The 14,718-nt window shown below is 34.9% G+C and carries 17 protein-coding genes; 5 read left to right on the top strand and 12 right to left on the bottom strand.

Annotated features, from left to right (window positions below):
* Positions 1-2: 2 nt before the first annotated feature.
* A complete protein-coding gene (locus FP435_RS02630; RefSeq protein WP_265484232.1) occupies positions 3-1,157 on the bottom strand; it encodes a cysteine desulfurase family protein in 1,155 nt (384 codons plus the stop codon).
* Between the two features lie 91 nt (positions 1,158-1,248).
* Entirely contained in the window at positions 1,249-2,988 is a 1,740-nt protein-coding gene (gene ezrA / locus FP435_RS02625) for a septation ring formation regulator EzrA (protein ID WP_265484231.1), read from the bottom strand.
* 299 nt (positions 2,989-3,287) lie between these two features.
* Between ezrA and rpsD the strand changes: the two genes are divergently transcribed.
* The 5 genes from rpsD (at position 3,288) to FP435_RS02600 (ending at position 6,885) form a co-directional block, all read left to right on the top strand.
* Complete coding sequence (rpsD, locus tag FP435_RS02620; RefSeq protein WP_265484229.1) at positions 3,288-3,899, top strand: 30S ribosomal protein S4; 612 nt, start codon at positions 3,288-3,290, stop codon at positions 3,897-3,899.
* A 109-nt stretch (positions 3,900-4,008) separates the two neighbouring features.
* A complete protein-coding gene (locus FP435_RS02615) occupies positions 4,009-4,473 on the top strand; it encodes a YueI family protein (protein WP_265484227.1) in 465 nt (154 codons plus the stop codon).
* Complete coding sequence (locus FP435_RS02610) at positions 4,470-5,783, top strand: replication-associated recombination protein A (RefSeq protein ID WP_265484226.1); 1,314 nt, start codon at positions 4,470-4,472, stop codon at positions 5,781-5,783. The genes FP435_RS02615 and FP435_RS02610 overlap by 4 nt, the downstream gene beginning before the upstream one ends.
* Before the next feature lie 294 nt (positions 5,784-6,077).
* Positions 6,078-6,362 (top strand): hypothetical protein, encoded by a 285-nt coding sequence (locus FP435_RS02605; protein WP_265484225.1) that lies wholly within the window; start codon positions 6,078-6,080, stop codon positions 6,360-6,362.
* Positions 6,363-6,411: 49 nt separating this feature from the next.
* Positions 6,412-6,885 carry a universal stress protein gene (locus FP435_RS02600; protein ID WP_265484224.1) on the top strand — a complete coding sequence of 158 codons (474 nt, stop codon included), beginning with the start codon at positions 6,412-6,414 and terminating at the stop codon, positions 6,883-6,885.
* Positions 6,886-6,945: 60 nt separating this feature from the next.
* Here the strand turns inward: FP435_RS02600 and FP435_RS02595 are convergent, their stop codons facing one another.
* The 10 genes from FP435_RS02595 to atpA all read right to left on the bottom strand — a co-directional run bounded on the left by FP435_RS02595 (position 6,946) and on the right by atpA (position 14,715).
* Positions 6,946-8,139 (bottom strand): FtsW/RodA/SpoVE family cell cycle protein, encoded by a 1,194-nt coding sequence (locus FP435_RS02595; RefSeq protein WP_265484223.1) that lies wholly within the window; start codon positions 8,137-8,139, stop codon positions 6,946-6,948.
* 13 nt (positions 8,140-8,152) lie between these two features.
* A complete protein-coding gene (locus FP435_RS02590) occupies positions 8,153-8,380 on the bottom strand; it encodes a DUF2969 domain-containing protein (RefSeq protein WP_265484222.1) in 228 nt (75 codons plus the stop codon).
* 54 nt (positions 8,381-8,434) lie between these two features.
* On the bottom strand, positions 8,435-8,758 hold the full coding sequence (yidD, locus tag FP435_RS02585) for a membrane protein insertion efficiency factor YidD (protein ID WP_265484221.1): 324 nt from the start codon (positions 8,756-8,758) through the stop codon (positions 8,435-8,437).
* Positions 8,759-8,761: 3 nt separating this feature from the next.
* The gene (locus FP435_RS02580) at positions 8,762-8,944 is read right to left on the bottom strand and encodes a DNA-directed RNA polymerase subunit beta (RefSeq protein ID WP_265484220.1); all 183 of its coding nucleotides are present in this window, start codon (positions 8,942-8,944) and stop codon (positions 8,762-8,764) included.
* 1 nt (position 8,945) lies between these two features.
* Entirely contained in the window at positions 8,946-9,935 is a 990-nt protein-coding gene (locus tag FP435_RS02575; RefSeq protein ID WP_265484219.1) for a rod shape-determining protein, read from the bottom strand.
* Between the two features lie 94 nt (positions 9,936-10,029).
* Positions 10,030-10,260: a DUF1146 family protein gene (locus FP435_RS02570; RefSeq protein WP_265484218.1), complete on the bottom strand. Its 231-nt coding sequence runs from the start codon at positions 10,258-10,260 to the stop codon at positions 10,030-10,032.
* A gap of 58 nt (positions 10,261-10,318) precedes the next feature.
* Positions 10,319-10,762, bottom strand: coding sequence for a F0F1 ATP synthase subunit epsilon (locus FP435_RS02565; RefSeq protein ID WP_265484217.1), 444 nt, complete (start codon positions 10,760-10,762; stop codon positions 10,319-10,321).
* A gap of 11 nt (positions 10,763-10,773) precedes the next feature.
* Positions 10,774-12,216 (bottom strand): F0F1 ATP synthase subunit beta, encoded by a 1,443-nt coding sequence (gene atpD / locus FP435_RS02560; RefSeq protein ID WP_265484216.1) that lies wholly within the window; start codon positions 12,214-12,216, stop codon positions 10,774-10,776.
* Between the two features lie 22 nt (positions 12,217-12,238).
* A complete protein-coding gene (locus tag FP435_RS02555) occupies positions 12,239-13,186 on the bottom strand; it encodes a F0F1 ATP synthase subunit gamma (RefSeq protein ID WP_265484215.1) in 948 nt (315 codons plus the stop codon).
* A gap of 17 nt (positions 13,187-13,203) precedes the next feature.
* Positions 13,204-14,715, bottom strand: a complete 1,512-nt coding sequence (gene atpA, locus FP435_RS02550; protein ID WP_322555905.1) for a F0F1 ATP synthase subunit alpha — start codon at positions 14,713-14,715, stop codon at positions 13,204-13,206.
* Positions 14,716-14,718 lie beyond the last annotated feature (3 nt).

The following is a 14,718-nucleotide window of genomic DNA, read 5'->3' as shown; positions in this document are numbered from 1 at the left end:
CCTTACTTTAAATGATTAATTTCAGCAAAATGCTTATAAACTTTATCAAATTCTGCAATAAATTTATCTGCTTGCTCAATAGTATTACTTGGATCAAAACTTAAACGAATCGCCCCAGTAGCAATATCATCTCGAACCTTCATTGAATTTAAAGTTCCACTTTCAACTTCACTTCTAGATGAACATGCACTAGTAGTCGAAGTAAAAATATCTTTTGCTTCTAAAGTATGGACTAAAGTTTCCCCTCGAATACCTTCTAAACCAAAACAAAGAATACTTGGAACAAAGTTTTCGCTTACAGGTGAAAAAATCTGAATTCCTGGCTTGTCCTTTAGATAATCAACAATTCTATTTTTCACACTAGCTTCACGCTGAGCATTTTTTTCTTCATTTTCTAAATACAGCCGCATTGCTTTTGCTGTTGCAGCAATTCCTGCCAAATTTTCAGTACTTGAACGTAGGCCTTTTTCTTGACCACCCCCATCAATTAGTGGGTCAACCATCTTACCGGTCTTTTTGTACATAATTCCTGTACCTCTTGGTGCATGAAACTTATGAGCAGATAAACTCATTAAGTCCACTCTGGGTGTAAAAACCTTATCCCAGATATTTTTACCAAGTGCTTGGACATTATCAACATGAAAAGTTACATTCGGATACTCTTCCAGAATTTCACTTACTTCTTGAATTGGTTGAATTGAGCCAATTTCATTATTTACTCCCATAATCGAAACTAAAATGGTTTCACGATCTAAAGCATTTTTTAAATCTTCAGGATTAATAAAACCATTCTTATCAACTGGAAGCATTGTAACACGAAAACCTTGTTTTTCTAAAGCTTTCACCGTATTCGTCACAGCTGCATGTTCAATGCTCGTCGTAATGATATGATTACCGAATTCTCGCTTTGCTTGCGCTGTCCCTTTAATTGCCCAGTTATCTGATTCACTCCCACTTGAAGTAAAAAAGATTTCATAAGGTTTTACTCCTAAAAGATTAGCAATTTGCTTTCGTGAGGCCTCTAATAACTGATGGGAACGATCCCCTAACTTATGTAAACTTGAAGGATTTCCCCAAATTTCTTTAGTTACCTTATTAAAAGTGTCTAGTGCTTCAGGATAAACTTGTGTTGTTGCACTATTATCAAAATAGATCATAAATCTGTTCTCCTTCAAAAAACGACCATGAGAATGGTCGTTCACTTACTATTGTATAGTAGATAATAACTTATTTTAACAAAAACTGCAATTATTCTTCGTCAAAATCTTCGTTATTTTTATTTTCTTCTTGATCAGCATAATATTCATTTTCAATTCGTTCAAAAGCGCCTGGCTCTACTTTTTCTAAAGCTGTTCCAATGACATCAAGTGCCTCTTGATATTCATATTTATTTTGGTAAAGATCAAAAGTTTCTTTACGCGCCTTTTTAATTTCTGGATTATTTAGATACTTATTAGAATATTGCATCATCAATTCCACCATATCAGCTGCTGAAGAAATTGTCTCTGCTTCTTTTTTCAACCGATCAATATCTTCCTGAATTTGAATAAGTTGTTCAGAAATATGTTCCATATTGATGCGAACTTTTTGGAGCTCTTCACTGGTCTTTTTAATTTCATTAATTACTAAAGTATATAGCTGAACGAAACTTTCAGGCTTTCCTGGCAATTGACGACGTTCAAGACGACGATAAACTACTGAAACCTCTTGCTTAAATTTTTCAATTGAATCATTAGCAATTTGTTCGGCTCCATAGAGTCCATCCACATCTTGAGAAATTTCATTTTCTCTTTTTTCAATTTGTTTCAGCTTTTTCAAAAGCGTCAGCCATTTATTTTCAATTTCTGAATAAACTCCTTCTCCATCCGCTAGCTTTTGGGTATCTGTTCCAAAATCAACATTCAAGTGATTTACTTCACTTTCCAAAGTTTTCGCTTCTTGTAATTCACCGTGAGTTAATTCATAACTTTCATCAATATGTTCTAATTTCTTAACTAACTTAGCTGATGCATTAGCCCCATGAGCAAGAAGATCCACAATCTTATCTTGGTTCTTTTCAATAAATGGCTTAGCCTTAAATTCCTTTGTCAAAATATTATAGAGATTATCAATTTGACTAGCTATCATTTCATTATTTTTTTCAACAGCATCAATATCAAGATTTCCCAAAACATCTAAATTATGGTCAATTTGGTTATAAAGATTCTTTACTTCTTCAGGAACGGAAACCTCCTTAATCATAAATTTATCTTTGCGCATTTGTTTATAAGTGGTACTAATCTCATTTAATTGCTCTGGGAAAGTTGTCTTTAAATCTTTATCAAATTGCTTAACTTTTGGTAATTCCTTTTGTAAAACACCTAGTTTTTCAGCAATCTTACTTAAAACTTGCTTAGCTTCTACGTGATCTCCTTGAGCAGAAAGATTTTTAACTGCATCAAAATCTTTCCCTATACTTGATAACTCATCTTCAATTTTATCTAAAGCTACTTCATAATTATAAGACTGAGCTAACACTTCTTTTCTCAAAGCTTGATAGTCTTTCAGTAAAGCAGCATTTTGTTTTTGGTTATCACGATTTGACTCTAAAAGCTCACCAAAAGCCTTCTCACTTCCCTTTAAGTCTTCCTGAGCAGTTTGCACTAACTCTTGTGATTTACGAATTAATTTATTTGCTTTAAATAAGCTATATTTTCCATTTTCGATTTTAGCTTCTTTTAAAAGCTTATCTAAGGAAGCTCGGTCAATATTTTCAACACGATTATATTTTTTCTTCCACTTATTAAAAGTTTCTAAACTCTTCCCTGCTAACTCCATCTTTTCAAGACGCTTAATTTCCTCATCAATTGTAGGATTGGTTAAACTTGCGCGCATTCTTTGGAGCTGCTCAATTTTTTTGAGATTTGTTTTATTGATCCCAATCACACTCACGGCCGCAATAACTAAAATAATAAGTAATAAAATAATGATTATTGTTCCTGTTGCCATAAAATCCCTCCAAAAACTATTACTATTTATTATAGCAAAAATAAGTAACTTCCACAGGCTATAGTTAAGAAGATTTTTACTAATTAAACTTGCTTTTCCGCTTTTTAGTAGTTATAATGGAATCCGTGTAAAATATTTGCAGCAATAAGTGACAAGAACGTCAACATCTTAAGACGAGTTTAGTGAACGAGTAACCCGCGCTGCACTGGGCGAAATATGCAACTTAAGATGCACGAATGTTGAACTTATTCCTTATATTTTACTCCAGAAATTATTAACTATTTTATGGAGGATATTTTATGTCAAGATATACTGGCCCAAGCTGGAAGCGTTCAAGACGTTTAGGTATTTCACTTTCAGGAACTGGTAAAGAATTAAGTCGTCGTAACTATGTACCTGGTGACCACGGTCCTAATAACCGTGCTAAGGTTTCTGAATACGGCTTACAATTAAAAGAAAAGCAAAAGTTACGTTGGATGTACGGTTTAAATGAACGTCAATTCCAAAACTTATTCATTCGCGCAGGTAAGATTCGTGAAGGTAAGCACGGTGTTAACTTCATGGCCTTACTTGAAAGTCGTTTAGACAACATCGTTTACCGTCTTGGTTTAGCAACTACTAGAGAACAAGCTCGTCAACTTGTAAACCACGGACACATTTTAGTTAACGGTAAGCGTGTTGATATTCCATCTTACGAAGTTAAACCAGGTGACGAAATTACTTTAAGAGAAAAATCAAAGAACTTACAACAAGTTAAGGATGCTCTTGAAGCAACTGTTTCTCGTCCATCATTTGTTTCATTTGATGAATCTAAGATGACTGGTACTTTAGTACGTCTTCCAGAACGTGATGAAATGGAACCAGAAATCAACGAATCACTTGTTGTTGAATGGTACAACAAGAAGCTTTAATTTTATTATTGCTTCAAAAGCTCTTCCCTCACCTGGGAAGAGCTTTTTTATTGTTAATTCATTAATTCTTGCTACACTATACATAGAAATTAGAATCGAGGTAATAATTATGAGTGAAGATTTAAATCAACGTTTAGAGCAATCCTCTCACGGCAGTCTTCAAACTAAACCGGATGAACGTCGCCGTTTTTTAGGCTCATTAAGAGAGAGAACTTTTTTAAGAATGACGGTATCACAAGTTCAAGATCCTAAATGGCAAAAGATTTTTATTGAACACTTTGATGAATTTAAGTCATATTCAATTTTAATTAACGGAAAAATGCCTCAAAATGGTTTCATTGGACAAGTAATGGCCCTTTGTTCTAAAAATGATGTTAAGTTCACAATGATTAATGATAACACTGCTCAAGATGAGCCAGATGCTACTGGCCTACTTGTCGTTTCTCCAGTTGCCATTAATAGGATGCGTATTGAAATTAACCAAGTCTTCGCTCCTTCAATCGGTGGTGAAGGTTTAGAGTCTCCTAAGCCTCACAAAAAAAGTTTATTAGAAAGACTATTTGGAAAAAAATGAAACCTTTAGCTTATCGGATGCGCCCTACTAATATTGACGAAATTGTTGGTCAACATCATTTAGTTGGGCCTGGGAAGATTATTCGGCGAATGGTCGAGGCAAAACTTCTTTCTTCAATGATTCTTTATGGACCACCTGGCATTGGTAAAACCAGTATCGCTAGCGCAATTGCTGGATCTACTAAATATGCTTTTAGAACGCTTAATGCTGCTACTGATACTAAAAAAGATCTTCAAATTGTTGCTGAAGAAGCAAAAATGAGTGGAACAGTTGTTTTACTTTTAGACGAAATTCACCGCCTCGACAAAACAAAACAGGATTTTTTACTTCCGTTATTAGAATCTGGGCAAGTTATCTTAATTGGTGCTACTACAGAGAATCCTTACATCTCTATTTCTCCGGCCATTAGATCAAGAACTCAGATCTTTGAACTACAACGCTTAGAGGAAGCGGATGTTTCTCGTGCAATTGATCGTGCCCTAAAAGATGAAAAAGATGGGCTCGGTAAATATCATCCTCATTTAACAGCAAGCGCTCGAAAATTATTGATCAATACAGGAAACGGCGATCTTAGAGCCACTCTTAATGGCCTCGAATTAGCCGTCACTTCTACCTATCAAGAAAATAGAGAGATAAATAATGATAAGAAACAATTAATAATTGATCAAGATGCAATAGCCAATTCTCTTCAGGTAAAAAGTCAAGATTATGATGCCAATGGAGACAGTCACTATAATCTTATTTCTGCTTTTCAAAAGTCAATTCGTGGTTCAGATACTGATGCAGCTATTTATTATTTGGCCCAACTCTGTGAATCAGGAGATTTAATTTCAATTTGTCGCCGTCTTTTAGTTATTGCTTATGAAGATATTGGGCTAGCAAACATGCCAGCCTGTCAACGCACAGTGGCTAGTGTACAAGCCGCTCAAAGCGTCGGCTTGCCAGAAGCCCGTATTATTTTAGCAGATACCGTAATTGAACTTTGCTTATCTCCAAAAAGTAATAGTGGGATTCTTGCAATTGACCAAGCCTTAGAAGATATTCGAGCGAAAAAAATTTCACCTGTTCCTCCACATTTAAAAGATGCGCACTTTAAGGGGGCAAAAAAACTTGGTCACGGAGTTAACTATCTTTATCCTCACTCCTATCCCAATGACTGGGTAGCGCAGCAGTACCTTCCCACTAGTCTAAAAAATACCCAATACTTTAATCCAAAGGGAAATTCCAAGTTTGAAGAAGCTTTCAAGCGTCAATATAAACGATTGAAAAAGCTTCAAAAAGATGGGTTAAAATCAAAGCAAGATGATTGACATCTCTTTATTATCTGCTAGAATATTTATTGTCTGAGTTGATCGCGCATAATAATAATTAAGTTGACCGGTCAAATTTTAGACGTGGGAGTCTGTGAATAACATCCGAATCAGAATGCTAGCTTTGTCCTAGAATCTATATTCGCTGCGACACAGATTCAATTTAATGAACTATGCGGGTTCAACAAGCGTCATTATATGTTCCATCAACTCAGATTATTAAGAACTTTCAAAGCGGCTCCCAAGCCGCTTTTTCCATATCACCAACTTTTTTAATAAGCGAGGACTTTCATTGTGGCAATTAAATTTTTAATGATTATCTTTGTCATCTTTCTATTTTTAACAGCTTGGTACTTTTTCTTTGCACTTAACCAAGAAAAATTTTTAATTTTTAATATTAGTCAAAATGACAAAATTAAACACTTAATCAAATTAACAGCAATTTTATTGATTATTATGGGCTTTGTGGGTATCATCATTACTTTCACCCTCCCAAAAATGTATAATTTTATTACGCTTGGGGTTAGTGCCTTAATTATGACCTACTTTTCTTTTCGCTTTACAAGTCTAAACTCTTAATCAAAATTGGATATTTTTGGTAAAATATAGTAGAAAGGTGGTAATCATTATGTTAAAACAATATAAAAACATTCAAGTTGCAGTTGATGGCTCTCATGAAGCAAAGATGGCCTTCAAGCGTGCTGTTGAAGTAGCCAAACGAAATGATGCTACATTAAATATTGTTCACGTTGTTGATACTCGTGCATTTCAAGATGTATCTAGCTTTGATTCTGCAATGGTCGAACAAGTTTCTAAAGATTCTGAAGAAAGAATCAAAAAGTATTATCAAGAAGCAATTGATGCTGGGATCAAAGATGTTAAGTACTCAATTGAGTATGGATCTCCAAAGAATATCTTAGCTCATCAATTTCCAGAAAAGCATAATATCGATTTAATAATCATTGGAGCTACTGGTTTAAATGCTGTCGAACGTCTCTTGATTGGTAGCATTACTGAATATGTAACTCGTACTGCTGAATGCGATGTTTTAGTAATTCGTCATCGAGATGCTCAAAAGATTGATATTGAAAATAACAATTAAATGCAAAATTAAAGGGCTAAGTGATTCAGATCACTTAGCCTTTTAATTTTTGATTCTAATTTAAAAGTCACCAGCTGTACTAAACATATAATCACGATGGTGCCACTTCATTGAAAGAATTAGCCCAACACCAATCATATTTCCTAGTAAGGCTGACCCCCCTTGGGATACAAACGGAAGTGGAATCCCTGTTAATGGTAAAACATCAATCCCCATTCCAATATTTTCAAAAACATGGAATAAAATCATCATAATAATTCCAGTTGAAATATATGAATAGAAAGCATTTTTTGTTTCAAAAGTAATTTTTACCATCTGAAGAATCAAGTAGAAATAAATTAAAATTAATGCACAACTTCCTACAAATCCAAATGATTCACCAATTACGGAAAAAATCATATCAGATGTTCGAACAGGAACATAAACATTTAATTTTCCAGCGCCAATTCCAAAGAGTTGACCTGAACCAATTGCTTTCATACTTTGCCATAATTGGTAGGCTCCTGAAGAAGTATCCTCAGCTGGATTTAACCAAGCATTAATTCTTTGAAACTGATAAGCTTTAAATCCAAAGTGAGTCAATATTTCTTGTCCACTGGGTGTAACTACCAACGTTATTGCTATGATACCAATTAGCGCTACAATACCATAAGTTGGAATAATAATTTTCCAAGAAATCCCTGAAACTAAAACAACTCCAGCTACAATTGCAATAAATACTAACATGGTCCCAAAGTCATTTTGAAGTTTCAATAAAATGGCTACAGGTAATAACCACCCAATAATCTCTGCTAATAAAATCCAATCATTTCGAATAGTATGAGCATACCGATTATTATGTCTTTCTACCACTCTAGCTAACATCAAAATGAAAGCTGGTTTCATTATTTCAGATGGTTGAAAAGTTAGGGGTCCTAATTTAAACCAACTTTTAGCTCCAGTATCAGCTGCAACTTGTCGATTATACAAGAAAAGAACTGCTATTAATAAAATAATTCCTATCCCATAAATATATGGTGCAATCTTAAATAGTTGTTCAGAATCAAATTGCATTACTAATACAATTAATCCAGCAGATAACAGATACCAAATTCCTTGACTAACTACGGTTTTTAGTGGTGATCCCATAGAGGGATCATTAGCAGCAGCTATCCAAATCGTATATAAACTGATTATTGCTAAAAGGACAACAGGAATTACTATTCCCCATGCTATTCTTTCATACCAAGCTGGCTTTTTTTCAACTTGTGCCATACGTTAGCCTCAACTATTTTTCGTGTAAAGTAAAGTAAGATAGTAACTCATTAATTGCACTTTCCAAGGTCTTCGAATAAAGACTGTGATTGTTTTTAGTAGAAGTTACATGATAACGTTCTTCAACTTGTTCAATAATACCAATTGATTGTTTGCCAGGTATTACCACTTCCCAGGTTGGAATGGCCACACCCTTTTTTTCATTAACTTCGATTTCAATATTTTGTTGTTTTCGTGACATAAATATTCTCCTATTTCCTTTTGAAATTTATCGGGAAAACTAGTATTTTAACATTTAAATTTTAAAATGGTTTTCAGCATTCTTTTTTGACGATTTTTTATAAAATGATCTAGCAATAATTGGATCCATATATCTCTCTGGATGAGGATTTCTTCTTAAAGTAAATTTATCTGGTACTGGATCCACACCTCCCCTAATAAATGGATTACATCTCAAAATACGACTTACTCCCATTAGTGTTCCCTTAAAAGCTCCATGTTTTTTCAAAGCAGTAATCATATATGAAGAACAAGTCGGATAATACCGACAACTAGGTGGCAATAAGGGAGAAATTGCTAGTTGATAAAATTGTACAAATGCAATTAAAATTTTGTTCATAATTTAACTTAAGAAATTGAATAATTTTATCCAAGTAGTTGGAAAGAAAATAGCAAATGGATTAGTACCTGAAAAAGCACATCCAATAAATGCCATAACTATCACTACCAGTAAAAGGTATAAAATTAATTTTCCAATTTTTCTAAAAGTGTTTTTTAATACTTCTGAATTAAAATATTTTTCCATCTTAACGCTTCTTATGTTGCTCAATATTCTCTAATAAGATTCCAGTTCCTTCAGCAACTGCTTCAAGTGGATTATCTGCTATTAAAACTGGTACTTGAAGGTAATATGAAATTAAACTATCTAAATTCTTTAAAAGTGCTCCTCCACCAGTCAACATAATTCCACGATCAATAATATCAGCAGAAAGTTCTGGTGGGGTTTCTTCTAGTACTTCTTTAGTTGCATCAATAATCGACATCAACCCATCATTTAAAGCACCTTGAATCTCAGGCGCAGTAACTGTTACTGTACTAGGTAATCCATTAATTATATCACGACCACGGATATCTATTTTTTTAGCTTCGTCGGCCTTAAATGCGTATCCAATTTCTTTCTTGATTTGCTCTGCTGTCCGTTGACCAATAAGTAAGTTTTTTTCATTTTTTACGTAATTAATAATGGCTTGGTTCATTTTGTCACCAGCCCAACGAAGAGAACGTGAAGTTACAATTTCACCCATTGATAAAATTGCAATATCAGTTGTACCTCCACCAATATCAATTACCATATTACCTTGGGGTTTAAAAATATCCAGTCCTGCCCCTACAGCTGCTACTTTTGGTTCAAAGTCAAGGTACACTTGTCCGCTACCTGTCTTTTCAGCAGCTTGGATAATTGCCTTTTGTTCAATAGAGGTTACTCCTGCTGGAGCACAAATTAAAATATTTGGTTTGGACATTACCCCTTTAACATTTAACTTTTCTAAAAAGTACTTTAACATTGTTTCAGTAATATCAAAGTCCGCAATTACTCCATTTTTTAAAGGTCTAATAACTCTAATATTGCCCGGAGTACGTCCCACCATTTCATAAGCGTCATTTCCGACTGCTACTACTTCATCTGTTTTTGTATCAACAGCAACTACAGAAGGTTCATCTAATACGATTCCTTTTCCTGCCACATTAATTAAAACATTTGCTGTTCCCAAATCGATTCCTATATCTCTTGCCACGTTTGAGCCTCCAATATTTTATCATTAAAATTGTAACACAAAATTAGCCTCACTTTAAGAATTTGCTTAAACTTCGATTTTTTTAATACTTTCCTTAAAAAAGTAAACTCAAAGCTGCTGATTGATCCACTAAAGTTATCAAAAATTGTCCTACCAAATACCCTATACTAATCGCTAAAAAAATTAAAAATATTTGAATTTCTATTGTATGTCCCTTTTTAAAAAGTCTATCTACTCTTAATGAACGAACTATTCTAAAAGAAATTCCAATTGTTACTAAATAAGTTATTAATGTTATTAAAGCGTGTGCGCCTACTTGTTTCATGGACGATTCCTCTATTTTATAAAGAAAAAGAGCCCGATTTCTCGGTCTCTTTTACTGCTTACTCATTGTAATTTTCACGTACATGTAATCTATTCACAGCACGTCTTAATGCAACTTCTGCTTCAAGCATTTCACGATCATTGTGTTCAGCTTGAGCTTGTTTAATGCTCTCTTCAGCTCTTTGCTTAGCTAATTGAGCACGTGCTGCATCAATATTTCTAGCTCTTTCTGCACTATCAGCAATGATAGTAGCCACGTTATTAGAAAATTCTACGTAACCTCCGTTAACCGCAATGTGATCTACTCGATCATTCATTGCATGATCACGTGTTACCTTTACTTCACTAATTGTTAATGGCGTGATTAATGGTAAGTGGTCATGCATAACTGCTAACTCACCATCCACCGATCTCATCACTAACATTGTGGCATGATGTGAATAAATAATTCCATCAGGTGTAACTACAGTAACGGTTAAAAGATTATTTTCTGGTTCTGCCATTGCGCATCACCTTACTTTGCTTCTTCTAACATTGCTTGAGCTTCAGGATCTTTAGGAGTTACTCCCATTTCCTTAGCTTTCTTAATTACATCTTCAATCGGACCAACACCACGAAAGGCATCTTCAGGAAGATCATCAAGTTTACCATCAATAATCATCTTAAAGCCTTTAATAGTTTCCTTAATTGGTACATATGATCCTGGAACTCCAGTAAATTGTTCCGCTACAAAGAAATTTTGTGAAAGGAAGAACTGAATTCTTCTTGCACGACCAACAATTAATTTTTCTTCATCAGATAATTCATCCATACCTAACACAGAAATAATATCTTGTAATTCTTGGTAGCGTTGTAAAATGTGTTGCACTTCAACAGCCACATGATAGTGATCTTCTCCAACAATTTCTGGATCTAAGGCACTTGAAGTAGATTCAAGTGGGTCTACCGCTGGATAAATACCCTTATCTACTAAACTACGTTCCAAGTTAGTAGTTGCATCCAAGTGAGCAAAAGTTGTTGCTGGAGCAGGGTCAGTGTAGTCATCGGCAGGCACATAAACAGCCTGAATTGAAGTAATTGATCCTTTTTTAGTAGAAGTAATTCTTTCTTGTAATTGTCCCATTTCAGTTGCCAAAGTAGGTTGATATCCTACGGCACTTGGCATACGACCTAATAGGGCAGAAACTTCTGAACCAGCCTGAGTGAAACGGAAAATATTATCAATAAATAATAATACGTCTAATCCTTCAACATCACGGAAGTATTCCGCAATTGTTAATCCAGTTAATGCAACCCGCATTCTGGCACCAGGCGGTTCATTCATCTGACCAAACACCATGGCAGTTTTAGCTAAAACTCCAGATGCCTTCATTTCAAAGTAAAGGTCATTCCCTTCACGTGTTCTTTCTCCAACACCTGTGAATACAGAAATACCACCATGTTCTTGAGCAATGTTGTGAATTAATTCTTGAATGATAGTAGTTTTACCAACACCGGCACCACCAAACAAACCAATTTTACCACCACGAACGTAAGGCTCAAGTAAATCAATAACCTTGATTCCTGTTTCTAAAATTTCTTCACTAGTACTTAATTCTGAGTACTTTGGAGCATTTTTGTGGATACTTTCACGTTCAACATCTTCTAAAGCTGGGCCACCATCAATTGGATTACCCAAAACATTAAATACACGTCCTAGTGTTGGCTTACCAACTGGCACAGAAATTGGAGCACCTGTATCTTCAACTTCCATTCCACGTTTTAAAGCGTCGGTAGATTCCATTGAGATAGTTCTTAATACTCCATCACCAAGTTCAAGAGTTACTTCAAGAACAATAGTTTTACCTTCATCATTTTTTACGTGTAACGCATTGTTAATTGCTGGTAAATCTTTTCCAATTGGAAATTCTACGTCAACAACTGGTCCAACAACTTGAACAATTTCGCCTTTACTCAAACCATCTACCTCCTTTTCTATTTTATTCTAAAGCACTTGCTCCACCGATAATTTCAGTAATTTCGGTAGTAATTTGTGCTTGCCTTGCTCTGTTTAATCTTGTCTTCAAATCAGATACTACATCTTCCGCATTTTGAGTGGCACTTTGCATTGCTGTCATTGAACTGGCATGTTCAGCAGTTTTTGCATCTAAGATAGCCCCAAAAATTGTTGATTTTGCATACTGAGGTAAAACAGCCTTTAGAACTTCATTAATATTTGGTTCGATAAGGTAATCTTTTGGCATTTCTTCTTGCTCATTAATATCAATGTCAGAAATTGGTAACATCTTTTCTACTCTAAAAGCAGAAGTTAAGGTGTTAACATGGTGAGTGTAACATACATATAACTCATCATAAACGCCGTTTAAATACATCTTTACAGCTGTTTCTACCACATCTTTAACTTGATCATAAGTTGGCACATCATCAATTCCGCTGTATTCATAAACAACGTTTAAATTTTGCTTTTTAAAAAAGTCAGCTGCTACACTACCTACAGCTAAAATTTTTGTATCTTTGCCGTTTACCTTATCATCTCCAAAAATACTCATCATATTTTTGATAACTTGACTATTATAGGATCCCACTAATCCGCGATCGCCACTGATTACTAAGTAACCAGTTGATTTAATATTCTTTCGATGTTGGATTAAAGAGCCCATTGTACCTAAGTTAAAGATATGGGCATAATCTAATGAAGAGATTTTTTCACTACTTAGTTCACTTGCACCCACTGAATTAACAATTTGAGAACTCATTAAGTGAGACACAGTAGCTCTTATCTTATCATTATAAACTGTATAACCTTGATCGATCTTTTCAGTTTTATTTAGCTTAACTCCAGAAACCATTCTCATAGCTTCCGTAATTTGCCCAGTTTTCTGAATTGAAGCAATCTTTCTTTTTAATTCAAGGAGAGATTCCGCCATTGCAATAACCTCCTCGTTTAATTCTTACTGATTGAAAAACCTTCATTGAAGTTCTTTAAAGCTTCATTAAGTTTATCTTCATCAGGTAAGTCACCAGTTTTACGGATAACATCAAGTAAATCTTCATGATTACTTGCAAAGAATGAATACAATTCTAATTCATAACGTTGAATATCTTCAACTGGAATAGAATCAATAAATCCATGGGTTAATGCGTAAAGAATTAAAACTTCATCTTCAACTGGCAAAGTTTTATGAAGTGGTTGTTTTAATACTTCTACTGTCCGACGACCACGATTCAATTTTGCTTGAGTAGCTTGATCTAAATCACTACCAAATTGGGCAAAACTCTCAAGTTCACGATATGAAGCTAAATCCACACGCAAAGTACCTGCAACTTTTTTCATTGCTTTAATCTGTGCACTACCACCAACACGAGAAACTGATTCTCCGGCATTTACGGCAGGACGGGTTCCAGCAAAGAACATATCTGCTTCCAAGAAAATCTGTCCGTCAGTAATTGAAATAACATTAGTAGGAATATAAGCAGAAATATCACCAGCTTGAGTTTGAATAAATGGTAATGCAGTCATTGAACCGCCACCAAGTTTTTCACTCAATCTTGCACTACGTTCCAATAAACGTGAGTGTAAGTAGAAAACATCCCCTGGATAAGCTTCACGACCAGGTGGACGACGCAAAAGCAAGGAAAGTTCACGGTAAGCAACAGCCTGCTTACTTAAATCATCAAAAACGATTAAAACGTCCTTACCATTGTACATAAACTCTTCACCCATTGCAGTACCTGCATATGGTGCAATATAAAGCATGGGAGCTGGTTCACTTGGTCCAGCTTCTACAACAATGGTATAATCCATTGCTCCAAAACGTTTTAAGGTTTCAACAGAATTCTTTACAGTTGATTCCTTTTGACCGATGGCAACATAAATACAAATTACATCTTGATCTTTTTGATTAATAATTGTATCAAGGGCTAAGGCAGTCTTACCTGTCTTACGATCCCCAATAATTAATTCACGTTGTCCTCGACCAATTGGCACTAATGCGTCAATTGCCTTAATACCTGTTTGTAAAGGTTGATTTACAGATTGACGATCCATAACACCTGGCGCTTTACTTTCTACAGGTCTAGTTTTATCAGTCTTGATTTCACCTAAACCGTCAACAGCTTGACCTAAAGGATTAACTACACGTCCAATCAAGGCATCTCCTACAGGAACTTCCATGATCCGGCCTGTGCGCTTAACTTGATCACCTTCACGAATATTGTCAAATTGTCCTAAAATAATGATACCAACATCATTAGCTTCAAGGTTTTGAGCAATACCGTATGAACCATTTGAAAATTCTAATAATTCACCAGAAAGTGCATCATTTAAGCCGTGAGCACGGGCGATACCGTCACCGACATAGGTAACAGTTCCTACTTCGTCGACGTTGAGCTTATCATCATAGTTTTCAAGCTGTTTCTTGATCAAAGCACTAATTTCTTCGGCTTTAATGCTCAATGG

Origin of the sequence: Lactobacillus sp. PV037, from assembly GCF_014522345.1 — a bacterium.
GTDB lineage: Bacteria > Bacillota > Bacilli > Lactobacillales > Lactobacillaceae > Lactobacillus.
The sequence above is the reverse complement of the archived record's forward strand: the minus strand, read 5'-3'. Positions and strand labels throughout refer to the sequence as shown.

What these genes read in the sequence shown, in the direction of transcription:
- FP435_RS02630 (WP_265484232.1), bottom strand. Translation starts at nt 1,157, where the DNA reads ATGATCTATTTTGATAATAGTGCAACAACACAAGTTTATCCTGAAGCA.
- ezrA (WP_265484231.1), bottom strand. Translation starts at nt 2,988, where the DNA reads ATGGCAACAGGAACAATAATCATTATTTTATTACTTATTATTTTAGTT.
- FP435_RS02555 (WP_265484215.1), bottom strand. Translation starts at nt 13,186, where the DNA reads ATGGCGGAATCTCTCCTTGAATTAAAAAGAAAGATTGCTTCAATTCAG.
- FP435_RS02595 (WP_265484223.1), bottom strand. Translation starts at nt 8,139, where the DNA reads ATGGCACAAGTTGAAAAAAAGCCAGCTTGGTATGAAAGAATAGCATGG.
- FP435_RS02590 (WP_265484222.1), bottom strand. Translation starts at nt 8,380, where the DNA reads ATGTCACGAAAACAACAAAATATTGAAATCGAAGTTAATGAAAAAAAG.
- FP435_RS02615 (WP_265484227.1), top strand. Translation starts at nt 4,009, where the DNA reads ATGAGTGAAGATTTAAATCAACGTTTAGAGCAATCCTCTCACGGCAGT.
- rpsD (WP_265484229.1), top strand. Translation starts at nt 3,288, where the DNA reads ATGTCAAGATATACTGGCCCAAGCTGGAAGCGTTCAAGACGTTTAGGT.
- yidD (WP_265484221.1), bottom strand. Translation starts at nt 8,758, where the DNA reads ATGAACAAAATTTTAATTGCATTTGTACAATTTTATCAACTAGCAATT.
- FP435_RS02570 (WP_265484218.1), bottom strand. Translation starts at nt 10,260, where the DNA reads ATGAAACAAGTAGGCGCACACGCTTTAATAACATTAATAACTTATTTA.
- FP435_RS02600 (WP_265484224.1), top strand. Translation starts at nt 6,412, where the DNA reads ATGTTAAAACAATATAAAAACATTCAAGTTGCAGTTGATGGCTCTCAT.
- FP435_RS02565 (WP_265484217.1), bottom strand. Translation starts at nt 10,762, where the DNA reads ATGGCAGAACCAGAAAATAATCTTTTAACCGTTACTGTAGTTACACCT.
- FP435_RS02610 (WP_265484226.1), top strand. Translation starts at nt 4,470, where the DNA reads ATGAAACCTTTAGCTTATCGGATGCGCCCTACTAATATTGACGAAATT.
- FP435_RS02580 (WP_265484220.1), bottom strand. Translation starts at nt 8,944, where the DNA reads ATGGAAAAATATTTTAATTCAGAAGTATTAAAAAACACTTTTAGAAAA.